The following is a 22,683-nucleotide window of genomic DNA, read 5'->3' as shown; positions in this document are numbered from 1 at the left end:
TGTCCCGTTCAACCGGCCTGGGGCCGCACGCCGCGCGCCATCAGGCGGAGGTTGCCGGCGACGCTCCGCAGCTGCGCCGCCCAACGGCCGAGGCCGCGCCGGCGCAGCGGGCTCCAGCGGAGGCGACGCTCGGCCAAGCGTCGCTCGGCCGCGGTCTCGCAGTGCCGCGCAGCCGCTTCGAGCCCGGCGAGGTAGCCCTGGGCGAAGTCGCGGTCCGGCGCCTCGCCGGCCAGCCAGCCTCCCTGCAGCCAGGTCCCGAGGCTATCGGCGAGCCGGGCGGGCAGGGGCGTGCCGGCCGCCTCGGCCTCCGCCAGCGCCAGCGCGATGGACCGCAGCAGCGCCAATTCCACCGCGGGCGCCGCCTCGGCCAGGTCATGCTGCTCGCCCAAAGACTCGAATCCCCCAACCGCGACGCGGCCCAGCATTGCAGGGCAAGCTTGCCGGAATGCTGACCGCAGGCCCCTGTTCTAACGCCTCGATTGCATCTGTCAGCGGAAAAACGCCGTCTCAGGCGGGATCGAGGCGCTTGGCGAACCAGTAGCGGATGGCGCCCGGCGGCATGTCGATCACCTGCCCGACCTCGACATAGCCTCGGTTGCGGTAGAAGCCCGGCGCCTGGAAGGACCAAGTGTTGAGATGGGTGCCGATGCACCCGTTCTCCCGCGCCAGCGCCTCAGCCGCCGCGAGCAGGCGGGTGCCCCAGTCCTGGCCGCGAAAGGCCTCGGCGACCCAGAGCCAGTCGACATAGAGCCAGCCCCAGGCAATCTCGCATTTCGCGCCGCCCTGCACCGTGCCGGCCGCGTCGCGCGCCAGGATCCAACGCTCCGTCCCGCCCAGCCTGCCATAGGCGGCGCGGTTATGGGCATCGAGGCCGCGGCTCACCGCCTTGCGGTCCGCCGGCGCCGGGCGGGCCGAAACTTCGAGCGCCAGCATCAGAGCGCTTTCTGGAACCAGATGCGGGCATGGCCCGGCGGCATGCCCTCCAGCCGGCCGAACTCGGCATAGCCGTGCCGCGTCCAGAAGCCGGGCGCCTGGAAGCTGAAGGTATCGGTATAGGCATGGGTGCAGCCGCGGGCGCGGGCGATGGCCTCCGCCCGCTCGAGCAGCTGCCCGCCGAGGCCCTGGCCGCGCTGGTCCGGCGCCATCCAGAGCCAGTCGATGAAGAGCCAGTTCCAGTAGGTCAGGCCGAGCAGCCCGCCGAGGACCTGGCCGGCGGGGTCGCGGGCGAGGACGGTCACCGGCTCGCGGTCGTAGGGCCCGCCCATCTCCTGGTTGTAGGCATGGAGGCCGCGCTGGATGGCGGCCACCGCCTCCATCTCCGGATAGTCGTCCTCGCTGATCTCGATCGGCGGCCGGGCGTCCCGCTGCGCGTCGCTCATCCGCCGAACCGCCCCCAGGCGGCGACCAGGACGGTCAGCAGGCCGAGCGCCAGGTTCATGGTGATGAGCTGGCGGATGCGCTCGGCCTGCGCGACGGCGCCGGCGGCATCGCCCCGCGCGCGGGCAGTGCGGAACTCCCGCCAGGGCCCGGTCACGATGGTCAGGAAGACGCCGGCCATTAGCAGCGCGGTGAGGTGCATGACGTGAATGTGCCAGCCCGCGCCGCGGAAGCCGCCATACCAGCCGAAGAGCAGCAGGTATCCGGTCAGCAGCAGGGTCGGCATGGCATGCCAGACGATGAGGAAGAAGCGCTTGAGCGCCGCCTCATGCACGGCGAGGCGCGGCGAGGGCTCCAGCACCGCGAGCGCCGGGCGGAGGACGAGGACGGCGAAGACCATCCCCCCGACCCAGAGCACCGCCCCGAGCACGTGGAGGGCGTAGAACAGGCTACCCAGCATCGGTCATCCCTTGGAATGGGCCTTGGACATGGCGGCGATGGCCGTGGCCAGCGCCCGCAACTCGGCTGCCGCCGGGCTCTTCGGCGCGGATTCCGTCACCGCGAGCCCGTCGAGGAAGGCGGTGACGAATTCCACCCGGTTGCCGAGGCCGCCCTCCAGCACCGGCACGCCGCGCTCGGCCAGCGCCGCCCGGATGCTTTCCTTCAGCCGCCCCTGGGCGGGGACGCGGTTCAGCACGGCGGTGACGCGGCGATGCGCCTCGACCGCCAGCTTCACCGTCGCCTCGCTGGCCCAGAAATCGGCGGGCGAGGGCTGCATCGGCATGAGCACCAGGTCGGCGGCGCGGATCACCTGCTTCGCCTCGGTCTCGGCATGGGGCGGGGTGTCGACGATGATGAAGTCCTGGTCCCGCCGCAGCCGGTCGAGCGCCCCGGGGACGCGCCAGCCGGAGGGCGTGTCGAAGCTGAGCGGCCGGGCGCGGTCGCCCTGCTTCTGCCGCTCCTGATGCCAGCGGAGGAGGGATTGCTGCGGGTCGGTGTCCAGCAGGGCGACGCGGTGGCCCTCGGCCGCCAGCGCCGCCGCCAGGTTGGCCGCGACGGTCGACTTCCCGGCGCCTCCCTTCTGCTGCGCCACTGCCACCACGAAGGCCATCCCTGCGACTCCCAGCCGAAGCGGGCAACCTAACCCGGATCGGCGCGGAGGCCAGCATCGCCATGCCGGGGCCCCCGGTTTAGCCTCGGGTCATCGAGGGAGGATGGACATGAACCAGCTTGACCTGAAGGGCCGGGTCGCGGCCATCACCGGCGGGGCGCGCGGCATCGGGCTCGCCATCGCCGAGCGGATGGCGGCGAGCGGCGGCCGCGTCGCCCTGTGGGACGTCGACCTGGCGGAGGCGGAGCGGCAGGCGGCCCGCCTCGGCGGCTTCGCCGCGCGAGTGGACGTGACCGACCTTGCCGCGATCGAGGCGGCGCTCGCGGCGACCGAGGCGGCGCTCGGGCCGCTCGACATCCTCGTCGCCAATGCCGGCATCACCGGGCCGAACGCCCCGGTCGAGAGCTACCCGGTGGATGCCTGGCGGCAGGTGATCGAGATCGACCTCACCGGCGTCTTCCTCTGCTGCCGGGCGGTGGTGCCGGGGATGCGGGTGCGGGATTACGGCCGCATCGTCAACATCGCCTCGGTGGCGGGGAAGGAGGGCAACCCGAATGCTGCGGCCTATTCGGCGGCGAAGGCAGGCGTGATCGGGCTGACCAAGTCGCTCGGCAAGGAGCTGGCGACCACCGGCATCCGGGTGAACTGCGTGACGCCGGCGGCGGCGAAGACGGACATCTTCAAGCAGATGACCGAGGCACAGATCGGCTACATGCTGAGCAAGATCCCGGCGAACCGCTTCGTCGAGGTGGAGGAGATCGCCGCACTCGCCTGCTGGCTGGCGACCGAGGATTGCAGCTTCTCCACCGGCGCCGTCTTCGACGTCTCGGGCGGCCGGGCGACCTACTGAGCCCGGCCTCAGGCGGCCTGGCGGCGGAGGATGGCGAGCCCCCGCCGGATGGCCTCGGCGATCCGCTCGGCGGGCATCGCCCCGCTGAACAGCACATGCCCGTCGAGCGCGAAGGTCGGCACGCCGGAGAGCCCCATCTGGCGGAAGCCGGCATCCTCGGCGCGGACCTCCTCCGCGCCCTCGCCGCTGGCGAGGAAGGCGGCCGCCGCCTCGGCATCCAGCCCGGCCTCGCCGGCCAGCGCCGCCAGCACCTCGCGCTGGCCGATATCCTGGCCCTGCTGGAAATAGGCGCGGAAGATCGCCTCCTTCACCGCGGACTGCAGCGCGAGGCTCCGCTCGCCGGCCCAATGGATGAGGCGGTGCGCATCCACGGTGTTCGGCGTGCGCCGCATCAGGTCATGGCGGAATTCGAGCCCGGCGGCCCGGCCGGCCGCGGCGACCTGCGCATCCAGCTCCCGCCCGCGCGCCTCGCTGCCGAATTTGGCGGCGCGGTAGCTGGCGCGGTCGACGCCCTCCGCCGGCATGTCCGGGTTGAGCTGGAAGGCGCGCCAATGCACCTCGAAGCGCTCGCCCTCCTCCGCGAGGATCGCCAGCGCCCCCTCGAGGTTGCGCTTGCCGACCCAGCACCAGGGGCAGATGGCATCCGAGACCACGTCGATCCGGCCAGGCGGGGCAATGGGGCGGGGCTGGTCCATGGCGGCTCTCCTCGATGTTCCGGCAAGGTTGGGCCCCGGCGCCCGGGGCGCAAGGCTGGACGGGCGCGCGGCGGCCCCGCATCCTCCCCGGCTGCAACCGGGAGGGAGCCGCCATGAAGGTCCAGAACGTCCTCGCCACCATCGGCGGCACGCCGCATATCCGCATGACCAGGCTGTTCGGCACGGCGGAGGTCTGGATCAAGTCGGAGCGGGCGAATCCCGGCGGCTCGATCAAGGACCGCATCGCGCTGGCCATGGTCGAGGCGGCCGAGGCCTCCGGCGCCTTGAAGCCGGGCGGGACGATCGTGGAGCCGACCTCGGGCAATACCGGCATCGGCCTCGCCATGGTTGCCGCGGTGAAGGGCTACAAGCTGGTCCTCGTCATGCCGGACAGCATGTCGGTCGAGCGGCGGCGGCTGATGCTGGCCTATGGGGCGAGCTTCGACCTGACGCCGCGGGCGGGCGGGATGAAGGCCTCCATCGCGCGCGCCCAGGAGATCGTGGCCGCGACGCCCGGCGCCTGGATGCCGCAGCAATTCGAGAACGCCTCGAACCCCGAGGTGCATGTCCGCACCACCGCGCGGGAGATCCTCGAGGATTTCCCGGACGGGCTCGACGCCCTCATCACTGGCGTCGGCACCGGCGGGCACATCACCGGCTGCGCCAGGATGCTGAAGGCCGAGTGGCCGGGGCTGAAGGTCTTCGCCGTGGAGCCCGCGGCCTCGCCGGTGATCTCGGGCGGCGAGCCCTCGCCGCATCCGATCCAGGGCATCGGCGCCGGCTTCATCCCGGCCAATCTGGAGACCGGGCTGCTGGACGGCGTGATCAAGGTCGAGGCGGAGGCGGCGAAGGAGTTCGCCCGGCGCTCGGCGCGGGAGGAGGGGCTGCTGGTCGGCATGTCCTCCGGCGCGACGCTCGCGGCCATCGCCCAGAAGCTGCCCGAGCTGGCCGCCGGCGCGCGGGTGCTCGGCTTCAACTACGACACCGGCGAGCGCTACCTCTCCATCCCCGACTTCCTGCCGGAGTGAGTGCCCATGGCCGATGAGACCCCGCTGCTGGTGACCCGCGAGGGGCCCGTCATCCGCGCCACCATGAACCGGCCGGAGCGGCGCAACGCCATCAGCACGGCCATGGGCGAGGCCTGGGACCGCCTGCTGTCCGAGCTCGCCGCGGACCGCAGCGCGCGGGTGCTGGTCATCGCGGGGGCGGGCGGCCATTTCTGCGCCGGCCTCGACCTGACCGAGGTGGCGACGGACGAGACGCCGGAGCGGAAGCTGGCCCGGCAGCAGGCCCGCAACCGGCGAATCGGCGCCCGCTTCGCCGAGATCGCGGCGCTGCCCCAGGTGGTGATCGCCGCGGTCGAGGGCTCCTGCCATGCGGGCGGGCTCGGCTTCGCCTGCGCGGCGGACATCGCCTTCGCCGCCGGCAATGCCCGCTTCGCCGCGCCCGAGGTGCGGCGCGGCCTGGTACCGGCGCAGATCCTCCCCTGGCTGGTGCGGCGCATGGGCCGCCCGGCGGCGACCCGGCTGGTGCTGGAGGCGGCGGTGATCGACGCGGCGGAAGCCGGGCGGATCGGCCTCGTCCACCAAGTGCTGCCGGATGCGGCGGCGCTGGCGGCGCAGGCCAGCGCGACGATCGCGGCGGTGCTGGAAGGCGGGCCCGAGGCGCTGGCCGAGACCAAGGGGCTGCTCGCCGCCCTTGGCCCCGTCGCGCCCGAGGCCTATGCCGAGGCGGGGGCGGCCGCCTTCGCCCGGACTGCCTCTGGCGAGGAGGCGCAGGAGGGGATCGCGGCCTTCAGGGCCAAGCGGAAACCGCGCTGGGCCGGCTGAGGGCGCCACGATTTATTTACGCTTCGTCCGCTAGGCTGACGCAGGAGCCGAGGCCGGGCGCAATCGCGGAAGCGGGAGGGTGCCGGCCGCTCCTGCCCTCCGCGGGGGCCGGGCGCCAGGCGCCTGCCCTGCCCGAACCAAGACGGTGCGAGTCCCATCGTGGCTACAGGAACGTCCGGTGCCGACACCCTGATCGCCAGCGCGGCGAACGAGACGCTGCTCGGCCTCGGCGGCGACGACTCCCTCGACGGCGGGCCAGGGCAGGACCTGCTCCTGGGCGGGCCGGGCAACGATACCCTGATCGGCGGCGGCGGCGACGACACGCTGAGCGGCGATGGCGGCCAGGATTAGCTCAATGGCGGCGCCGGCAACGACACGCTGCTGCACCAGTCCGGCCGTGCCACCATCCTCGGCGGCGCCGGCAACGACACCATCACCGCCTTCGACGGCGCCCATGTCCTCGGCGGCTCCGGCGACGACTGGATCCTGCTGGCCGGCAGCGGGGCAGGCGCCGCCTTCACCGCCGATGGCGGGGACGGGAACGACGTCATCTCCGTCTCGGCCGCCGGCCCGGTGCAGGCCACTCTCCTCGGCGGCAACGGCGACGACACCATCAGCGCGGGCGACAGCGGCCGTTATGTCCTGCGCGGCGGCGCCGGCAGCGACCTGCTGACGGGCGCCGCCGGCAACGACGTCATGGTCATGGAGCTGCCGCGCAAGCTGTGGACCGCCGCCACCACCACCAGGCTCAGCGACGCGACCCTGGTCTCCTCCACCAACGTCGCCTACCGGGCCACCAACATCGCTGGTACGCTGACGCGCGGCACCGAGGTGGACAGCTTCAGCGGGATGGAGAGCATCCAGTTCGCCGATGGCCGGCTGGTCTTCGACCCGGGCGATGCCATCGGGCAGGTGTCGCGCATGTACCTCGCCGCCCTCGGCCGCTCGGCCGACACGCTCGGGCTGAACAGCTGGACCGGCTACGTGCAGAAGGGCTATTCGATCGGCGACCTGGCCCAGGCCTTCGTCACCAGCGCCGAGTTCAACGCCCGCTACCCCTCGGTCAGCCATGCGGGCTTCGTCACCCTCCTCTACCGGAACACCCTGGGGCGCGAGCCGGACCAGGGCGGGCTCGACGCCTGGACAGGCTATATGAATGCTGGGCGCAGCAAGGTCGAGATGCTCACCGCCTTCTCCGAAAGTGCCGAGCACTACAGCCGCACCGCCGGCCTCTGGACCAACGGCATCTGGGATCTCGACGAGACCGGGGCGGGGGTGGCGCGGCTCTACTATGCGGCGCTCGGCCGGGCGCCGGATGCAGGCGGCTGGCAGGCCTGGACCAACTACGCCAAGTCCGGGCACGCGCTGTCCGACCTGGCGGCGGCCTTCCCCGCCAGCCTCGAGTTCCAGACGCGGTACCCGAGCGTCGACAGTGCCGGCTATGTCCGGCTGCTCTACCAGAACACCCTGGGGCGCGAGCCGGACCAGGGCGGTTACGACGCCTGGCTCGGCTACATGAATGCGGGCCACAGCCGGGTCGAGCTGCTGCAGTCTTTTGCCGACAGCACCGAGTTCATCAACAAGACCCTGCCGCTGATCGAGGGCGGCATCACCTTCGCCTGACCCTTTGGATCACGTTTTTGAGAGAGTTTTATCGCGATATCGTGTATCCCGCCCTCTCCAGCCTTCCACCGGAAGGCCGAACCCCGGAGCAGGACGGCAGGGCATGCGCGGCAACTCCCAAGGCGGTTGGCACCTCGAAACCTTTGCCCTCGCCATCGCCATCCTGTGGATGCTGGCGTTGCAGCTGATCTGCGTCGTGCTGTGGGACAGCGGCTGGCTGACCCGCCAGGCTGCGCTGGTGCATTGGCTGATCCTCGGCGTGATGCCGCCGGCGCTCGCCCTGTGGCAGTTGGAGACGCATCGCCCCGCGGCTTGACAGGTCGGACTCACGCAGCCGTGACGCAACCGCTGCCGCGAACTCTGCTTGTTCCGGCCGCATGCCTGATCTTATTACCCTGCCGCCGCCGCCCCGCGTCCCCGGCCTGGGGCCCATCGTCGATGCTGCGCTGTTTCTTGACTTCGACGGAACGTTGGTGGAGATCGCGCCGCGCCCCGATGCGGTGGTGGTGCCGGAGCATCTGCCGCCCCTGCTGCTGCGGCTGACCGAGGGGCTCGGCGGGGCGCTCGCCATCGTCAGCGGCCGGGCGCTGGCCGCCCTGGATCAGTTCCTGCCGGTGCCCATCCCGAAGGCGGGCGACCATGGCGCCTCGCTGCGCCCGGACCCTTTCGCCCCGCCCGTCCTGCCACGCTTCGCCGCCGTGCCGCCCGAGTGGCGGGCAGCTGCCGATGCGCTGGTTGCCCGCCATCCCGGCGCGTTGGTCGAGGACAAGGCGCATGGCTTCGTCATCCATTACCGCCTGGCGCCAGAGGCGGAGAGGGCGGCGCATGACCTGCTCGCCGGATTCGTCGCGCAGGACCCCCGATCCTTCGACCTGCTCGAGGCCCGCATGGCCTGGGAGCTGCGGCCGCGCGGCGCCTCCAAGGGCACGGCCGTGCATGCGCTGATGGCGCGTGCGCCCTTCGTCGGCCGCCTTCCCATCTTCATCGGCGACGACGTGACCGACGAGCACGGGATGGAGGCCGCCCGCAGCTATGGCGGCCAGGGCTGGCGGCTCGACGACATGTTCGGCACCCCGCAGGTCCTGCGCGAATGGCTCTCCGAGGCCGCGTCCGGGCGATGAGCCAACGCCTCGTCATCGTCGCCAACCGCGTCCCCAACCCCAAGGACCGCGGCGCCACGGCCGGTGGCCTGGCGGTGGCCCTGCAGGATGCCGTCGCCCAGCGCGAGGCGATGTGGTTCGGCTGGTCCGGCCAGACTGCGGAGGCCACCGCGGCGCGGCCGACCGAGGTGGTGCAGGGCAAGCTGACCTACGCGACCCTCGACCTGGGGCGGGAGGACTACAGGCGCTACTACACGGGCTTCGCCAATGCCGTGCTCTGGCCGACGCTGCACTACCGGCTCGGCCTCGCCCGCTTCCAGCGCGAGGACTATGCCGGCTACCGGGCGGTGAACGCCGCCTTCGCCGCCGCCCTCGCCCAGCTGCTGCGGCCGGACGACCTGGTCTGGACGCACGACTTCCACCTCTTTCCTTTCGGGCGGGAGCTGCGGCGGCTCGGCTGCCGGCAACGGCAGGGCTTCTTCCTGCATGTGCCCTTCCCGCCCTACGGCCTGTTCTGCGCCCTGCCGCGGGCGGAGGAGCTGCTGACCGACCTCGCCGCCTATGACGTGATCGGCGTGCAGACCGAGGACGATGCCGCCAATCTCCGTGCCGCGCTCGAGACGGTGGGGCAGGCCGAGGCCGCCGGCCGCGTCGCCGCCTTCCCCGTCGGCATCGATGCCGAGGCCTTCCTGCGCCTGGCCGAGCGCGCCCTGACGCGGGCCGAGACGCGGCGCTTCGAGCAGAGCCTGGTCGGCCGCGCCCTGGTGATGGGCGTCGACCGGCTGGACTACACCAAGGGCCTGCCGCAGCGCTTCGCCGGCTATGCCCAGCTGCTGGCGCGCTTCACGGCCAATCGCGGCCGGGCGACCTACCTGCAGGTGACGCCGGTCTCGCGCGGCGATGTGGCGCAGTATCGCAGCCTCAGGCGCGAGCTCGACGAATGGGCGGGCCGCATCAACGGGCAATACGCCGAGCCGGACTGGGTGCCGCTCCGCTACATGACGCGGCCGGTGCCGCGGCCGGTCCTCGCCGGCTTCATGCGCCTCGCCCGGGTCGGGCTGGTGACGCCGCTGCGGGACGGCATGAACCTCGTCGCCAAGGAATACGTGGCGGCGCAGAACCCGGCGGATCCGGGCGTGCTGGTGCTCTCCCGCTTCGCCGGTGCGGCGCCGGCGATGCCGGGGGCGCTGCTGGTCAACCCGCTCGACCCGGACGAGATCGCCGAAAGCCTGGACGCCGCGCTGGCCATGCCGCGGGAGGAGCGGGTGGCGCGCTGGCAGGCCAACCGCCCGGCCGTCTGGGAGGACAGTGCCCGGGCCTGGGGCCAGTCCTTCCTGGCGGCACTCGAAGGCTAGGGCATCTCCTCCGGCTCGCCCGCTTCGCCGGACATGCTCCCGGCTGTGGATGACAGGGCAGGGCGACGCCTCCGGACGAAGCCGTCCTGGAGCGGCGTCCGTTCGCTTCGGCTCCAGAACCCGCCCTGGCTTGTTGGCCGATCGGGCAAGTCCCTCGGACCGTCCGCCGTCATGCCTGCGGAGGCCGCACGCCGTCGCGGGCCCGCGTCAGCCCGCCAGGGTTTGCTGGTGCTGCACCAGCCGCCAGCCTTCGCCCTCTGCGCGGTAGGTCGAGGTGCAGTGGCAGCGATAGGGCGCCGCGCCGTCGCGGCGGCCCTCGGCGGTGTATCCGAGCACCCGCACGGCATCGCCGGCCCGGCCCAGCGACCGGCCGGTCATCGCCACCGAGGCCCAGCGCGGTGCCTGCCGGAGGCTGTCGAGAATGTCGGCCGCGCGCATCACGCCCATGCCGGGAAAGGCCATGAGGCAGGCCGGGTCCAGCAGGTCGTCATAGACGGAGGAACCCTCCAGCCAGAAACGCTCCTCCAGCGCCCAGAGGGTCTCCTCGTCCAAGCCCGCCTCGATGCTCGCCATTCGGATGATCCCTATCTCAGCTCAGCGGGACCGCCACCTGGGTGCCGTAGGGCGTCCTCTCCCACAGCCGGTCGTACCAGGCGCGAAGCCGCGGCAGGTCCGGCCGCGCGATGGGCAGCTGGAACCAGCGATGCAAAAAGCCGCCGAGGGCGATATCGGCGAGGCTGAAGCTGCCGGCGATGAAGTCCCGCCCCTCCAGCGCCGCATCGGCGATGCGCCAGAGCCGCTCGGCCGCCGCGCGTGCCGCTTCCGCCGCGGCGAGGTCGCGCTGCGCTGGCGGCGTGCGCACGAAGGTCCAGAAGATCACCCGCATCGGCTCGTTCATCGAGGCGAGCGTCCAGTCCATCCAGCGCTCGGCATCGGCCCGCGCCTCCGGCGCCTCCGGGTAGAAGGCATTGCCACCCGGCTGGGTGCGGCAGAGGTAGCGGAGGATCGCGTGGCTCTCCCACAGGACGTAGCCGTGCGGCATGACGAGGGTCGGCACCGTGGCGTTCGGGTTCATCGCCAGGTATTCGGGCTCGCGCGTGCGGCCGAAGGCGGCCCCGGCATCGATGCGGTGGAAGGGCAGGGCCAGCTCGTCCAGCAACCAGAGCACCTTCATCACATTGACCGAATTGGCCCGGCCCCAGACGGTGATCAGCGGGTGGTCCATGGCTCAGCGCATCTCGACGGCGACATGGGTGGCGAAGCCCGGATGGCGCTCGCGGAGGCGGGCATACCAGGCTTCGAGGCGGGGCATCGGCGCCCGCGCGACCGGCAGGGCCGACCAGCGGTGCAGGTAGGGGCCGAGGACGATATCGGCGAGGGTGAAGCTGCCCGCGACATAGTCCCGGCCCTCGAGCTGCCGGTCGACCATCGCCCAGAGCGCCTCCGCCGCATCCCGCGCCAGGCCAGCGGCCTGGTGGTCGCGCTCGGCCTCGGGCGTGCGGACATAGGTGAAGAAGATCGTCGTCATCGGCCCGCTGAGGCTGGCGAGCTGCCAGTCCATCCAGCGCTCCACATCGGCGCGGGCGCGCGGCGCGGCGGGGTGGAGCGGGCTGCCGGGGGCGTGCGCGGCGACCAGGTAACGGAGGATGGAGTTGCTCTCCCAAAGCGAGAATCCATCCGCCTCCTCGATGACCGGGACCTTGGCATTCGGGTTCATCGCCAGGTAGCCCGGCTCGGTGGTGCGGCCGAACTCGCCGCCGGCATCGATCCGCTCATGGGCGAGGCCAAGCTCCTCGCAGAGCCAGAGCACCTTCATGACGTTGCTCGAACTGGTGCGGCCCCAGAGCCTCAGCATCGGCGTGCATCCCCCCATCCCGGCGCGACCCTATTCGGGCCGTGTGCGGCGGTCCAGTTGCGCCGGAGGCCGGGCGGCGCCACACAGGCGGGATGTTCGCCATGCTCGCCCTTGCCCTCTCCGCCGTCGCCGCGCCGCTCTTCGCCCGCGCCAGCGAGGACATCTGGGGCATCGCCCCCTGCGAGCTCTGCACCTGGCAGCGGGCGCCCTATTGGTTGGCGGCGGCGCTGGCCCTCACCGCCGCGCTGCTGCCCCGGGCGCGGCGGCCGCTCGCCCTGCTCGCGGTGCTCGCCGTCCTGGCCTCGGGGGCGATCGCCGGCTTCCATGTCGGGGTTGAGCAGGGCTGGTGGCCTTCGCCGCTCGCCGGTTGCCAGGCGCCGCGCGCCGCGGGCGGGGCGAGCGTCGAGGACCTGATGCGCTCGCTGGCCGCCGCCCCCTCCAAGCCCTGCGACGCGCCGACCTACCTCATCCCCGGCCTGCCGGTCTCGATGGCGGGGATGAACCTGCTCTACGCGCTTGGCCTTTCCGTCCTGGCCGCCATCTGGATGCGGAGAGGAGCACGCTGATGACGAGGAAGACCGACCGGCGGATGGTAGAGGAGACCATCCGCGTGGACCATGCCGGCGAGTACGGCGCCAAGCGGATCTACCAGGGCCAGCTCGACGTCCTGCGCGGGACGAAATGGGAGGGGCTGATCCGCCACATGCAGGAGCAGGAGCAGGTGCATCTCGACACCTTCTCCCGCCTGATCGCGGAGCGGCGGGTGCGCCCGACCGCGCTGCTGCCCGTCTGGCATGTCGCCGGCTACGCCCTCGGCGCCGCGACCGCCATGCTCGGCCACCGTGCTGCCATGGCCTGCACCGTTGCGGTGGAGGAGGCGATCGACGAGCATTACGGCGCGCAGGAAGCCGCCCTCGGCGAGGACGAGGCGGCGCTCCGCGCCCATATCGTGCAGTTCCGGGCCGAGGAGCTGGAGCACCGCGATATCGGCATCGAGCACGAGGCGGAGCTGACGCCCGCCTACCGGCTGCTGAGCGCCGCCATCAAGGCCGGCTGCAAGGTGGCGATCAAGGTGAGCGAGAAGATCTGATGGACACGCTGCCCCTGCCGGAAGCCGATGCCGCCACCACCGCGGCGGTGAGGGACTGGCTGGGGCGCTTCGCCGCCTGCGTGCGGGAGGTGGACTACGCCGCCGCCTATCCCTTCTGGCACGAGAACATCGTCATCTTCGGCACCTACCAGGAGCTAGTGCGCAGCCGCCAGGCCTGGACCGAGACGCAATGGGACAATGTCTGGCCGCGAACGGAGGGCTTCGCCTTCGACCTCGGCCAGACGCTGGTGCTGGCCTCGCCGGACGGGGCGATGGCGGTCGCCATCACCCCCTGGGACAGCACCGGCTTCCACCCGGACGGCAGGCCCTTCCCCCGGCCGGGGCGGGCGACGATCGTGCTGGCGCGGCAGAAGGACGGGCGCTGGGTCGGCGTCCACAGCCACATGTCGCTGCAGCGCGGCGTGCCGCAGGACAGCCATGGCCGGCGGGCGGTGAAGGCGCGGTAGATGGCCACGAGCATCCTCGCCGTCTCCGAGCAGCCGGAGCTGGCCCCGCTGGTCGCTCGCTGGGTGGTGGAGGCATTTCACCGTGAGCCCGGCGGCATGACCGTGGAGGCGATGACGGCGCTGATCCAGGCGCCGGCCCGGGGGCCGGAGGACAGCTTCGTCCTGTTCGAGGACGACCGTCCGGTCGGCACGGCGAGCCTCGCGCCTGACGACCTGCCCTCCCGCCCGGACCTGACGCCCTGGCTCGCCGGCGTCTTCGTCCTGCCGGAGCATCGCGGGCGCGGCCATGCCTCGGCGCTGGTGCGCCATGTGGAGGGCTTCGCCCGCGCCGCCTCGGTCGCCGAGCTCTGGCTCTACACCCGCACGGCGGAGCCGCTCTATGCCCGCCTCGGCTGGGAGCGCGTCGGCCTCGAGCAGGACAAGGGCCGCGAGGTCACGCTGATGCGGCGGCGCCTGGACCCGTAGGCGGTTCGGCGCGAGCATGGCGCGACCGCCCGGAGAGCTGCCTTGCCCGAAGCCCCGCCGCCCATGACCACCATCCCCGGTCCCGCCGAGCTCTTCACCGGCTATCTCAAGATCGGCCTCTTTGGCTTCGGCGGGGTCGCCGCATGGGCGCGGCGCGTCATCGTCGAGGAGCGGCACTGGCTGAGTGAGCGGGATTATGCCGAGGTGCTCGGTCTCGGCCAGGTGCTGCCGGGGCCCAATGTGGGCAATGCGGCGGTGATGATCGGGCGGCGCTTCCACGGCCTCTCGGGCGCGCTGCTGGCCACCGCGGGCCTCTATTGCGCGCCCTTCCTCATCCTCGTGCTGCTGTGCCTCTTCTATGACCGCTACGGGCAGCTCCCGGCCGTGGCGCCGGTGATGGCGGGCATCGCGGCCGGCGCGGCGGGGATGGTGATCGGCACCGCCTTCAAGATGGCCGGCAAGCTGAAGCTGCGGCCGGAGGCGCTCGCCATCCTGCTGCTGGCAACCCTCGGCGCCGCCTGGCTCGGCCTGCCGCTGCCGGTGGTCGTGCTGGTGCTGGGGCCGATCTCCATCGCGCTCTCGCTCTGGCGGGCGGGGCTGATCCGGGGGGCGGCGCGGTGATCCTGCAGATCCTCCTCACCTTCTCCATCCTGTCGCTGGTGGCGATCGGCGGCGCCAATGCGGTGCTGCCCGAGATGCACCGCCAGCTGGTGGAGCTGCGCGGCTGGCTGGACGATGCGACCTTTTCCCAGCTTTACGCCCTGGCCCAGGCCGCGCCGGGGCCGAACATCCTTGTCGCCAGCGTGATGGGCTGGCGCATCGGCGGCGCCGGCGGCATGGCGGCGGCGACCTTCGGCATGCTGGTGCCGGCAGCCATCCTCGCCTGGTGCATGGCGGGGCTGATGCAGCGGCTGCGCGGTGCCGCCTGGCTGAAGCCGGCCCAGGGCGGCTTGGTGCCGGTGGCGATCGGGCTGATCCTCGCCGCCGGCATCACCATGGCCGAGGCCTCGCACAGCCATGGCGTGATGCCGCTCGTCGTGGTCGCGGCCTCGACCCTCTTCGTCTGGCGGACGAATTACAGCCCGCTCTGGGTGCTGGCCGGGGGTGGGATGCTGGGGGCGGTCTTTCTCGGCTGACCGCCGCGCGGCGCCTGGGAGCGGTGCCGGGGTTGGGCGACGCGTTTGATGGATGGCTTGTCCAAGACGATAGGGATCATGGCTTCGAAAAGAGTGCCATGCCCTTGGCCGTCGCGGACGAGGCGGGGCTGTTGGGCGATCAAGCCGGAGCCGTGCTCGGCCACGCTTCGATCAGCGTCGCGCGAGCACCCGGTCCACCATCGGCGCATCGGCAAATCTTGCAGCCGAAACGCGAGCGCTTGCAGCCCAACCTGGGATTTACGTATTCACCGCAGCCCGAAGAAAGACAGCACCGCGACGACCACGACGACGAGACCGACGATGTAGATGATGTTGTTCATGCCAATGCTCCACTGATTCTCATGGAGACCGATTTCCACGGTCGCCGTGCATAAACGCCGCGAAGCGGTTCGGTTCCTCAACAGCACTGCCAGCCGCCTGGGGGTGCCCGGCACCATTCGGTCGTTCCGCCTGAGGGCAGGCAGTCCTGCCTGGTGCTCGTTGCTCCGCATTTCCCAAAGGTTCGGGCGGTGCACGGCAACAAGCCGGCCAATGCCCATCATGCCCGGGCAGGCTTCTAGCGCGGTTTCCGTTCGCATAGGCTCACGGAGCCCGCTCTAGCTCATTGTTTGATCGAGCAAATTACTTCGGTCAGGTGATTCCACCTAATCGGCGTTTGCTCTAGAAACCCATGCGTGCCGCGACATAGAAGCTCCGCCCCTCGCCCGGGTAGAAGACCGCCGTATTGGCCCCTGCCGCCCTGGCGTTCTGGATGGTACCGAGGTCGCTCACATAGCGCTTGTTGGTGAGGTTCCGCGCATCGAGGAAGAGCGAGAGGTTGGGCGCCACGCGCAGCCCCGCCTCGAGCCCGATCTTGAGATACTGGTTCGCCCGCAGCGTGTTGGCGTAATCCGCCCAGGCGCCTTCCGGCACCCAGTCCAGCACCGGCGAGACGAAGCCACGCTCCTCCGGCGCCGCATAGGTGAGTACCGCCCGCAGCACATGCGGCGGCAGGCCGGCGATGCGGTTGCCGCCATACTGCCGGTCGGCGCGGAAGCGGAAGTCGTTGAAGGTCCAGCTTCCGCGCAGGGTGACGCGGTCCCCGGCCGCGACGGCGCCGCGGGCGAGGTCGACATAGCCCGCGGCTTCCACGCCCTGGTTCACCGTGTTGCCGGCATTGAAGGTGCTCGCCGGGATGCTCGGGTCGACGGTGAATTGCAGCAGCTGCCCGCGGATGTTGGAGCGGAACAGCGCCAGGTCCCAGCCATAGCCCTCGTAGCGGCCGCGGGTGCCGAGCTCGACCGTCCAGGCGCGCTGCGATTGCAGCGGAACCCAGAAGGGCCGGTTGTTCACCGTCTGCAGCTGGTCGGAGAAATCCGGCACGTCCTGGCTGCGGGTGAGGTTGGCGAAGAGCTGCACCGCCGGCCGCGGCTGCCACAGCACCCCGATCCGTGGGTTCAGCCCCTCATAGGCGCGGCTGAAGCTCTGCCCGTTCAAGCGGTTCTCGTAGTCCCGCTCGTTGCGCAGCGCCTTGGCGCCGGTGACGAGGGCGATGGTCGGCAGCACCCAGAGCCGGTTCTCGGCGAAGGCCTCGTAGTTCTGCGCCCGCTGCACGCCATTCGCCGTCAGCGCCCCGCGCGAGCCGCGGATGTTGACATACTGCAGCGCGTCGTTGGTGCCGGCGAAATAGCGCCCGCCGAGCACCAGCTCGCCGCGCAGCCCCGCCAGCTCGTAGCGCTGCGTCCAGCGCGGCGCGATGCCCCAGGTCAGCCCGTCCTGGTCGAGCACCTGGAAGATCGGGTGGTAGAGCCGCTTGTGGATGATCCAGCTGTCGACATCCACCTGGCCGGCATCGAGCCGGATGCTGGTGCGGTTGGCGAAGCGCTCCGCCCAGATGTTGCGCGCCTGGTTGCCGCTGACGGCGCTGGGATTGGCGATCTGCGGCCGGTTCAGCGCATCCGAGAGGGCGAGCGATCCGGGGAGGAGCTGCCGCACGATATAGGCGCCGGCGTAGAAACGCGTCTCCACCCGGTCATTGATGCGGTAGCCGAGATTGGCGTTGAACTGCTCGTACTGGCCCCGGCTGTGCTGCCGCCAGCCGTCGGAATGGGTGACGGTGCCGGCCGCCAGCGCATCCCAGTCGCCAAGGACCGCCGAGGCCTGGCCGGAAAGCCGCCAGGTGCCGTAGCTCCCGCCCTCGGCGCGCAGGCTGTTCGCCTCCAACGCCGTGCGCGCGGTCGGCGTGACGAAATTGATCGCGCCGCCCAGGGTCGAGCTGCCGAAGGCGAGCGCATTGCCGCCCGGATAGACGGCGGCCGAGCGCACCGCCAGCGGGTCGATCTGGTAGAAGTCGCCGCTGCCATCGGCGAGGTTCACCGGCACGCCGTCCTGCAGCACCTCGATGCCGCGGAGGTGGAAGCCGCGGGCGATGCCGGAGCCGCGGATCGAGAGCCGCAGCTCCTGCCCGTAGCGGCTCTGCACGAAGACGCCTGGCGTATCCGCCAGCACGTCCCGCAGGGTGAAGGCGTAGCGGTTGGCGACCTCCCGCCCGTCGACGAAGCGCACGGCGGCGGGGGTTTGCTCCAGCGCCTCCCGCTGCTCGGCGACGGAGGGGGCGGTCGGCGAGCCCGGCGCCTGGCCGGTGACGACGAGGTCGGGGAGGGTGGTCTGGGCCTGGGCCGGCGCGGCAAGGCCGGCCAGCAGCAGGGCACGCCGCGTGGCGCGGGGAAGCGAATGCATGATCGGAAACTCCTGACGAGAGCGGGATGGGCGCTGACGTCAGGCGGCGGGCGGGGCTCGCGGCTGCTGCGGCGGGGCACGGGCCGGGGCGGGCGGTAGCCCCGCGCGGCTGGGGGCGGGCGCCGGCGCATAGGCGATGCGCAGCGCCGGAAGGCCGGGCTCGGGCGCCGCCGGCGCCTCGCCGCCGGGGCAGACCGGGCAGCTGTCATGCATTGCCCCGGCCGGTCCGGCGGGCTGCCCATCGGCATCGACGTGCAGGATGCGGATGCCATCCGCCGTGCAGATCTCGATGCCCGTGCCAGACCCAAGCGCCGCCAGGCAATGCGCGAAGGCCTGGCCCCATTGCAGCATCAGCAACAGGGCCAGCATCGCCGTCAGCAGGGGCGAGCGGCGGGTCATGCCACCGCTATGCCGGATCGGCAGCGGCCTGTCACCCCGGCGGCTCAGGCATAGGGCATGCCGACATAGGTCTCGGCCAGCGCCGTCGCCGCGGCGCGGGAGGTGGTGACATGCTCGAGCTCGGCGAGCTGCCGCCGCTCGTCGAACTCGCTGGCGCCCTCGAAGCGGTGCAGCATGGAGGTCATCCACCAGGAGAAATGTTGCACGCGCCAGACGCGCCGCAGCGCCGTCGCCGTATAGGCCTCCAGCTTCGCCATCCCCTCGCCGGCGAAGTGGGCGCCGAGCGCGCGGTCGAGGTGCCAGACATCGCTGGCCGCCAGGTTGAGGCCCTTCGCCCCGGTGGGCGGCACCGCATGCGCCGCATCGCCGGCGAGGAAGAGGCGGCCATACTGCATCGGCTCGCAGACGAAGCTGCGCATGGGCACGATGTTCCGCTGGAAGATGCGGCCCTCCTTCAGCCGGAAGCCGTCCTCGCCCGCGACGCGCGCCTGCAGCTCCGCCCAGATCCGGTCGTCGGACCAATTGTCGACGCTGTCGTTGGGGTCGCACTGGAAGTACATGCGCTGCACCTCCGGCGTGCGGCTGCTGATGAGGGCGAAGCCGCGCTCGTGCCGCGCATAGATCAGCTCCTCCGAGGAGGGCGGCGCCTCGCAGAGGATGCCGAACCAGCCGAAGGGGTAGATGCGGAGGAAGTCGCGCCGCCTGTCGGCCGGGATGGCGGGGCGGCAGGCGCCGTAGGAGCCGTCGGCCCCGACCACCATGTCGCAATGCAGCTCCTGCGCCGCGCCCTCGGCATCGGTGAAGCGCAGCACCGGCCGCTCCGTCGTGACGCCCGCCACCTCCGTGACGCGGGCGCCGAACAGGACTTCCCCGCCCTGGGCGAGGCGCGCGGCGATTAGGTCCTTCAGCACCTCGTGCTGCGGGTAGAGCGTGGCGACGCGGCCGGTCAGCGCCTCGAAGTCGATGCGGTGGTCCTGCCCGCCGAAGCGCAGGATGGTGCCGTGATGCACCACGCCCTCCCGCCGCAGCCGGCCGTCGACGCCGAGCTCCGCCATCAGGTCGACGGTCGTCTGCTCGAGGATGCCGGCGCGGATCGTCGCCTCGATCGCCGCCCGCTCGCGCTGCTCGATGATGACGGAGGCGATGCCCCGCCGCTCCAGCATCAGCGAGAGCAGGAGCCCCGCAGGGCCGGCGCCGACGATCCCGACCTGTGTGCGCATCATACCTCTCTTCTCCTGCCGGGCTTCCGATGGCAAGGCTTCCGCGATAGACCGGCGCCATGCCGAAGCCCGTCCCCGAGCCCGAGATCGCCCCGCCCCGGGAGAATGCAATCACCTCCTCCCTGGCGGAAAGCCCGGCCTTCCTCGTCCGCCTCGCCCAGCTCCGGTCCTTCGACGAATTCCACCGCAATTTCGCCGGCCTTGGGGTGACGCCGGCGGGCTTCTCCGTCTTCGCGCTGATCGTCGCCAATCCCGGCATCCGCCCGGGCGCCATCGCCGAGGAGCTGCGGGTGAAGCCCTCCAACGTCGCGGTACTGGTGAACGGGCTGGTGGCCGCCGGGCTGGTGCGGCGCGAGGCGGACCAGGCGGAGCTGCGGGCGAGCCTCCTCCACCCGACCCCGGCCGGCAGCCGCATCTGGCGCGAGATGGACCGCGCCCACCGCGAGACGGATGCCGGCTTCGCCGCGGCGCTGACCCCGGCCGAGCGCGGCCAGTTCGTGATGCTGCTGCGGAAGCTCCTGCATCGCTGAGACGCTTTTCCCCTTGAGGGGATTATTATGCTGCTTAATAATCGGCGCAACCCCGCTCCGGGAGGCAGGGCCGCATGACCGACGTCACCTACGAGCTCCGCGACCGCACCGCCTGGATCGGGCTGAACCGCCCGCAGAAGCGCAACGCCATCAACGAGGCGCTGCTCCGGGCGATCGAGGCCGCGGCGCGCCGTGCCCAGGCCGAGGCGCGGGCGATGGTGCTCTTCGGCCATGGCCCCTGCTTCTGCGCCGGGCTCGACCTCGCCGAACACCAGGCGCGCGAGCCGGCGGAGGTCTTCCACCATTCCCGCGCCTGGCATGCCGCCTTCTCCGTCATCCGCCGCGGGCCGATCCCGGCCATCGCCGCGCTGCATGGCGCGACCGTCGGCGGCGGGCTGGAACTCGCCGGCGCCTGCCACCTGCGCGTCGCCGACGCCACCGCCTTCTTCGCCCTGCCGGAGGGCAGCCGCGGCATCTATGTCGGCGGCGGCGCCTCGGTGCATGTCGCGCGGCTGCTCGGGGCGGTGCGGATGACGGACATGATGCTGACCGGCCGCGTGCTCTCCGCCGCCGAGGCGGAGCGCGCCGGCCTCGCCCAGTACCTGGTCGAGCCAGGACAGGCGCTGGAGAAGGCGGCGGAGCTGGCGGCCAAGGTCGCCGGGATGGCGCCGCTCACCGTGCTCGGCGTGCTGCAGGCCCTGCCGCGCATCCAGGACATGAGCGAGGAGGACGGGCTCTTCGTCGAGAGCATGATGGCCGCGCTGGCCCAGACCGGGCCGGAGGCGGCGGCGCGGCTCCAGGATTTCGTCGCCAGGCGCGGCGCGAAGGTGGTGGATCCTTCGGCATGAGCGAGCCCTCCATCCGGCGCGCCGCCATCATCGGCACCGGCGTGATCGGGGCGAGCTGGGCGACCTGCTTCCTCGCCCGCGGCCTCGACGTCACCGCCAGCGACCCGGCGCCCGGCGCCGAGGCGGCGCTGCGCGCGACCATCGCCCGGCAATGGCCGGCGATGGAGGCGATGGGCCTCGCCCCCGGCGCCTCGCCCGGGCGCTTGCGCTTCTGCGCCTCGCCCGAGGAGGCGGTGGAGGCAGCGGAATTCGTGCAGGAGAACGGGCCGGAGCGGCTGGCGCTGAAGCGGGAGCTCTTCGCCGCCCTCGATGCCGCGCCGCCGGCCGCGATCCTCGCCACTAGCTCTTCCACCATCACTGTCAGCGAGTTCCAGGATGCCTGCACCCGCCATCCGGAGCGGGTGGTTCTGGGCCATCCCTTCAACCCGCCGCACCTGATCCCGCTGGTCGAGGTGGCCGGCGGCGGCGCCACCTCGGCCGCGGCGGTGGAGCAGGCGCTCGGCTTCTACCGGGCAATGGGCAAGCACCCGATCCACCTGCGGCGGGAGGTTCGCGGCCATGTCGCCAACCGGCTGCAGGCGGCGCTGTGGCAGGAGGCCTTCCACCTCGTCCAGGCCGGCGTCGCCAGCGTGGCGGATATCGATGCCGCCATCGCGCACGGACCGGGACTGCGCTGGGCGCTGCTCGGGCCCTTCCTCAACCTGCATCTGTCGGGTGGGCCGGGCGGCATCGGCGCGCTCTTCGGGAAGCCGCTCTGGCAGGCGACGGAGGGCATGTGGCGCGACCTCGGCCAGCTCTCGGTCGACCCGGCGCTTGGCGCACAGGTGGCCGAGGGCGTCGCCGCGGAACTGGCCGGGCGCGACGAGGCGGAAATGGTTCGCCAGCGCGACGCGCTGCTGCTCGACCTGCTGACGCGGAAGGGCAGGGCAGGGGCGCTGCCCTAACGCCGCCTCCGCCAGTGGCCGGTCCGGGTCAGCGCCGCTCCAGCACCTCGGCCAGTTCGCCGAGCAAGCTGCGCAGGCTTGCCATCTGACCAGGCGCGAGCCGGGCGGCGAACTCCCGTTCGGCGTCCCGGCTCAGCCGGACGAGCGTTGCGGAAACCGCCTGGCCGCGCCGGGTCAGGCGGACGAGCTTGGCCCGCCCGTCCGACGGATCCGGCGCGATCGACAGGTAGCCCGCCGAGGCCAGCGTCTCGACGAGATAGGCCATGCTCTGCTTCGTCAGCCCTGCCTGCTCGGCCAGGTCGCTCACCCGCGACCCCGATGCCGCGATGTGCCGGAAGACGGCGCTGTGGGCTGGCCTGACCTCGGGGAATCCTTCCGCGGCGAGCGCGCCGTAGACCTGCTCCGACAACCGCTCATAGGGCAGCCGCAGCAGGTAGCCGAGCGTCCGTGCCGTCGCGCTGATGTTCCGCCCATCCATCGATGGATCTTGACGTATGGACAGTCTGTCTGTCTATATCGGGCAGGCATTCTTTCCACCGGACGTGCGACGAATGACGGGGAGCCAGGAATGAGCGGAATCACCGAGGTGCAGGGGGCTCGCAACCATGTCTCGCCTGCCGGGGCGGGGCGCATCGAGACGGTGCTGGGCACGAGCCTGGCCTACAAGGCGGAAGCGTCCGAGACCGGCGGGCAATTCATCTGCGTCGAGATCACCGTGCCGCCCGGCATCGGCGTCCCGCCGCACCGGCACAGCAACGAGGATGAGACCTTCTACGTGCTGGAGGGCCAGGTCGTCATCGAGGGCGACGACTGCGGCGAAGCCGGCACGCGCCTCGGCGCGGGCGGCCTCTTCTACGGTCCGCGCGGCCAAGTGCATGGCTTCCGCTGCGATGGAGCGGAAACCGCCAAGTTGCTGGTCCTCGTCACGCCCGGCACCGGGACCAGCGCGATGTTCGCCGAGCTTGCCGCGCTGGGCCGCAGCATGGACCCGCAGCAGGTCGCTGCGATCTGCGGCCGCTACGGCGTCACCTTCGCCGGAGGCTGACGCCG

32 protein-coding genes are annotated in these 22,683 nt (G+C 71.8%); 18 read left to right on the top strand and 14 right to left on the bottom strand.

Translation table 11 applies throughout. The features are described from left to right. Window positions 1-8: 8 nt before the first annotated feature. From AC5JJ1_RS13975 to parA, 5 genes are all read right to left on the bottom strand, one after another. The gene (locus AC5JJ1_RS13975; protein ID WP_495785714.1) at window positions 9-389 is read right to left on the bottom strand and encodes a hypothetical protein; all 381 of its coding nucleotides are present in this window, start codon (window positions 387-389) and stop codon (window positions 9-11) included. A gap of 118 nt (window positions 390-507) precedes the next feature. Beyond that, window positions 508-933, bottom strand: a complete 426-nt coding sequence (locus AC5JJ1_RS13970) for a GNAT family N-acetyltransferase (RefSeq protein ID WP_495785713.1) — start codon at window positions 931-933, stop codon at window positions 508-510. Beyond that, on the bottom strand, window positions 933-1,379 hold the full coding sequence (locus AC5JJ1_RS13965) for a GNAT family N-acetyltransferase (RefSeq protein WP_495785712.1): 447 nt from the start codon (window positions 1,377-1,379) through the stop codon (window positions 933-935). The genes AC5JJ1_RS13970 and AC5JJ1_RS13965 overlap by 1 nt, the downstream gene beginning before the upstream one ends. Then, a complete protein-coding gene (locus tag AC5JJ1_RS13960) occupies window positions 1,376-1,837 on the bottom strand; it encodes a CopD family protein (protein ID WP_495785711.1) in 462 nt (153 codons plus the stop codon). The genes AC5JJ1_RS13965 and AC5JJ1_RS13960 overlap by 4 nt, the downstream gene beginning before the upstream one ends. Window positions 1,838-1,840: 3 nt before the next feature. Next, window positions 1,841-2,488, bottom strand: a complete 648-nt coding sequence (gene parA, locus AC5JJ1_RS13955) for a ParA family partition ATPase (protein ID WP_495785710.1) — start codon at window positions 2,486-2,488, stop codon at window positions 1,841-1,843. Window positions 2,489-2,597: 109 nt separating this feature from the next. Here parA and AC5JJ1_RS13950 point away from each other — a divergent pair, with 109 nt between their 5' ends. Continuing rightward, window positions 2,598-3,338 (top strand): SDR family oxidoreductase, encoded by a 741-nt coding sequence (locus AC5JJ1_RS13950; protein WP_495785709.1) that lies wholly within the window; start codon window positions 2,598-2,600, stop codon window positions 3,336-3,338. 8 nt (window positions 3,339-3,346) lie between these two features. On the opposite strand, the gene AC5JJ1_RS13945 is transcribed toward AC5JJ1_RS13950, so the two are convergent. Beyond that, window positions 3,347-4,033, bottom strand: coding sequence for a DsbA family oxidoreductase (locus tag AC5JJ1_RS13945; RefSeq protein ID WP_495785708.1), 687 nt, complete (start codon window positions 4,031-4,033; stop codon window positions 3,347-3,349). A gap of 113 nt (window positions 4,034-4,146) precedes the next feature. On the opposite strand from AC5JJ1_RS13945, the gene cysK reads away from it, so the two are divergent. From cysK to AC5JJ1_RS13910, 7 genes are all read left to right on the top strand, one after another. Further along, complete coding sequence (cysK, locus tag AC5JJ1_RS13940; RefSeq protein WP_495785707.1) at window positions 4,147-5,061, top strand: cysteine synthase A; 915 nt, start codon at window positions 4,147-4,149, stop codon at window positions 5,059-5,061. A 6-nt stretch (window positions 5,062-5,067) separates the two neighbouring features. Next, entirely contained in the window at window positions 5,068-5,862 is a 795-nt protein-coding gene (locus AC5JJ1_RS13935; protein ID WP_495785706.1) for an enoyl-CoA hydratase/isomerase family protein, read from the top strand. A 159-nt stretch (window positions 5,863-6,021) separates the two neighbouring features. Further along, complete coding sequence (locus AC5JJ1_RS13930) at window positions 6,022-6,213, top strand: calcium-binding protein (protein ID WP_495785705.1); 192 nt, start codon at window positions 6,022-6,024, stop codon at window positions 6,211-6,213. 222 nt (window positions 6,214-6,435) lie between these two features. Beyond that, entirely contained in the window at window positions 6,436-7,485 is a 1,050-nt protein-coding gene (locus AC5JJ1_RS13925; RefSeq protein WP_495785704.1) for a DUF4214 domain-containing protein, read from the top strand. Window positions 7,486-7,588: 103 nt separating this feature from the next. Further along, window positions 7,589-7,801, top strand: a complete 213-nt coding sequence (locus AC5JJ1_RS13920; RefSeq protein ID WP_495785703.1) for a hypothetical protein — start codon at window positions 7,589-7,591, stop codon at window positions 7,799-7,801. A 61-nt stretch (window positions 7,802-7,862) separates the two neighbouring features. Further along, window positions 7,863-8,606, top strand: a complete 744-nt coding sequence (otsB, locus tag AC5JJ1_RS13915) for a trehalose-phosphatase (protein WP_495785702.1) — start codon at window positions 7,863-7,865, stop codon at window positions 8,604-8,606. After that, window positions 8,603-9,940: an alpha,alpha-trehalose-phosphate synthase (UDP-forming) gene (locus AC5JJ1_RS13910; RefSeq protein ID WP_495785701.1), complete on the top strand. Its 1,338-nt coding sequence runs from the start codon at window positions 8,603-8,605 to the stop codon at window positions 9,938-9,940. The genes otsB and AC5JJ1_RS13910 overlap by 4 nt, the downstream gene beginning before the upstream one ends. Before the next feature lie 207 nt (window positions 9,941-10,147). Here the strand turns inward: AC5JJ1_RS13910 and AC5JJ1_RS13905 are convergent, their stop codons facing one another. Genes AC5JJ1_RS13905 through AC5JJ1_RS13895 form a run of 3 tightly spaced genes read right to left on the bottom strand, consistent with a single transcriptional unit; the run spans window position 10,148 to window position 11,795 of the window. After that, window positions 10,148-10,513: a nuclear transport factor 2 family protein gene (locus AC5JJ1_RS13905; RefSeq protein WP_495785700.1), complete on the bottom strand. Its 366-nt coding sequence runs from the start codon at window positions 10,511-10,513 to the stop codon at window positions 10,148-10,150. A 16-nt stretch (window positions 10,514-10,529) separates the two neighbouring features. Further along, entirely contained in the window at window positions 10,530-11,165 is a 636-nt protein-coding gene (locus AC5JJ1_RS13900) for a glutathione S-transferase family protein (protein ID WP_495785699.1), read from the bottom strand. Between the two features lie 3 nt (window positions 11,166-11,168). Continuing rightward, window positions 11,169-11,795: a glutathione S-transferase family protein gene (locus AC5JJ1_RS13895; RefSeq protein WP_495785698.1), complete on the bottom strand. Its 627-nt coding sequence runs from the start codon at window positions 11,793-11,795 to the stop codon at window positions 11,169-11,171. Between the two features lie 101 nt (window positions 11,796-11,896). Between AC5JJ1_RS13895 and AC5JJ1_RS13890 the strand changes: the two genes are divergently transcribed. The 6 genes from AC5JJ1_RS13890 to AC5JJ1_RS13865 are packed head-to-tail and all read left to right on the top strand — an operon-like array spanning window position 11,897 to window position 14,953. Next, entirely contained in the window at window positions 11,897-12,361 is a 465-nt protein-coding gene (locus AC5JJ1_RS13890) for a disulfide bond formation protein B (protein ID WP_495785697.1), read from the top strand. Then, complete coding sequence (locus AC5JJ1_RS13885; RefSeq protein WP_495785696.1) at window positions 12,361-12,885, top strand: demethoxyubiquinone hydroxylase family protein; 525 nt, start codon at window positions 12,361-12,363, stop codon at window positions 12,883-12,885. The genes AC5JJ1_RS13890 and AC5JJ1_RS13885 overlap by 1 nt, the downstream gene beginning before the upstream one ends. Next, the gene (locus AC5JJ1_RS13880; RefSeq protein ID WP_495785695.1) at window positions 12,885-13,352 is read left to right on the top strand and encodes a YybH family protein; all 468 of its coding nucleotides are present in this window, start codon (window positions 12,885-12,887) and stop codon (window positions 13,350-13,352) included. The genes AC5JJ1_RS13885 and AC5JJ1_RS13880 overlap by 1 nt, the downstream gene beginning before the upstream one ends. Next, on the top strand, window positions 13,353-13,817 hold the full coding sequence (locus AC5JJ1_RS13875) for a GNAT family N-acetyltransferase (protein ID WP_495785694.1): 465 nt from the start codon (window positions 13,353-13,355) through the stop codon (window positions 13,815-13,817). A 42-nt stretch (window positions 13,818-13,859) separates the two neighbouring features. Further along, window positions 13,860-14,438, top strand: coding sequence for a chromate transporter (locus AC5JJ1_RS13870; RefSeq protein WP_495785693.1), 579 nt, complete (start codon window positions 13,860-13,862; stop codon window positions 14,436-14,438). Further along, complete coding sequence (locus tag AC5JJ1_RS13865; RefSeq protein ID WP_495785692.1) at window positions 14,435-14,953, top strand: chromate transporter; 519 nt, start codon at window positions 14,435-14,437, stop codon at window positions 14,951-14,953. Before AC5JJ1_RS13870 ends, AC5JJ1_RS13865 begins: the two co-directional genes overlap by 4 nt. A 266-nt stretch (window positions 14,954-15,219) precedes the next feature. Here AC5JJ1_RS13865 and AC5JJ1_RS13860 read toward each other — a convergent pair whose 3' ends face one another. The 4 genes from AC5JJ1_RS13860 to AC5JJ1_RS13845 form a co-directional block, all read right to left on the bottom strand. After that, window positions 15,220-15,516, bottom strand: coding sequence for a hypothetical protein (locus tag AC5JJ1_RS13860; RefSeq protein ID WP_495785691.1), 297 nt, complete (start codon window positions 15,514-15,516; stop codon window positions 15,220-15,222). Between the two features lie 118 nt (window positions 15,517-15,634). Then, the gene (locus AC5JJ1_RS13855; RefSeq protein WP_495785690.1) at window positions 15,635-17,692 is read right to left on the bottom strand and encodes a TonB-dependent receptor family protein; all 2,058 of its coding nucleotides are present in this window, start codon (window positions 17,690-17,692) and stop codon (window positions 15,635-15,637) included. Window positions 17,693-17,731: 39 nt separating this feature from the next. Continuing rightward, a complete protein-coding gene (locus AC5JJ1_RS13850; RefSeq protein WP_495785689.1) occupies window positions 17,732-18,091 on the bottom strand; it encodes a DUF2946 family protein in 360 nt (119 codons plus the stop codon). A gap of 44 nt (window positions 18,092-18,135) precedes the next feature. Further along, complete coding sequence (locus tag AC5JJ1_RS13845; RefSeq protein WP_495785688.1) at window positions 18,136-19,314, bottom strand: 4-hydroxybenzoate 3-monooxygenase; 1,179 nt, start codon at window positions 19,312-19,314, stop codon at window positions 18,136-18,138. A gap of 56 nt (window positions 19,315-19,370) precedes the next feature. Here AC5JJ1_RS13845 and AC5JJ1_RS13840 point away from each other — a divergent pair, with 56 nt between their 5' ends. The 3 genes from AC5JJ1_RS13840 (at window position 19,371) to AC5JJ1_RS13830 (ending at window position 21,633) form a co-directional block, all read left to right on the top strand. Further along, complete coding sequence (locus tag AC5JJ1_RS13840) at window positions 19,371-19,841, top strand: MarR family winged helix-turn-helix transcriptional regulator (protein WP_495785687.1); 471 nt, start codon at window positions 19,371-19,373, stop codon at window positions 19,839-19,841. 74 nt (window positions 19,842-19,915) lie between these two features. Further along, window positions 19,916-20,689: a crotonase/enoyl-CoA hydratase family protein gene (locus AC5JJ1_RS13835; RefSeq protein WP_495785686.1), complete on the top strand. Its 774-nt coding sequence runs from the start codon at window positions 19,916-19,918 to the stop codon at window positions 20,687-20,689. Further along, on the top strand, window positions 20,686-21,633 hold the full coding sequence (locus tag AC5JJ1_RS13830) for a 3-hydroxyacyl-CoA dehydrogenase NAD-binding domain-containing protein (protein ID WP_495785685.1): 948 nt from the start codon (window positions 20,686-20,688) through the stop codon (window positions 21,631-21,633). Before AC5JJ1_RS13835 ends, AC5JJ1_RS13830 begins: the two co-directional genes overlap by 4 nt. Window positions 21,634-21,661: 28 nt before the next feature. Here AC5JJ1_RS13830 and AC5JJ1_RS13825 read toward each other — a convergent pair whose 3' ends face one another. Next, window positions 21,662-22,111 (bottom strand): MarR family winged helix-turn-helix transcriptional regulator, encoded by a 450-nt coding sequence (locus tag AC5JJ1_RS13825; RefSeq protein WP_495785684.1) that lies wholly within the window; start codon window positions 22,109-22,111, stop codon window positions 21,662-21,664. A gap of 90 nt (window positions 22,112-22,201) precedes the next feature. Here AC5JJ1_RS13825 and AC5JJ1_RS13820 point away from each other — a divergent pair, with 90 nt between their 5' ends. Continuing rightward, on the top strand, window positions 22,202-22,678 hold the full coding sequence (locus AC5JJ1_RS13820; RefSeq protein WP_495785683.1) for a cupin domain-containing protein: 477 nt from the start codon (window positions 22,202-22,204) through the stop codon (window positions 22,676-22,678). Window positions 22,679-22,683 lie beyond the last annotated feature (5 nt).

This window comes from Belnapia sp., from assembly GCF_059504005.1.
Note: the sequence above shows the minus strand (reverse complement) of the source record. Positions and strands in the feature narration are given on the sequence as shown.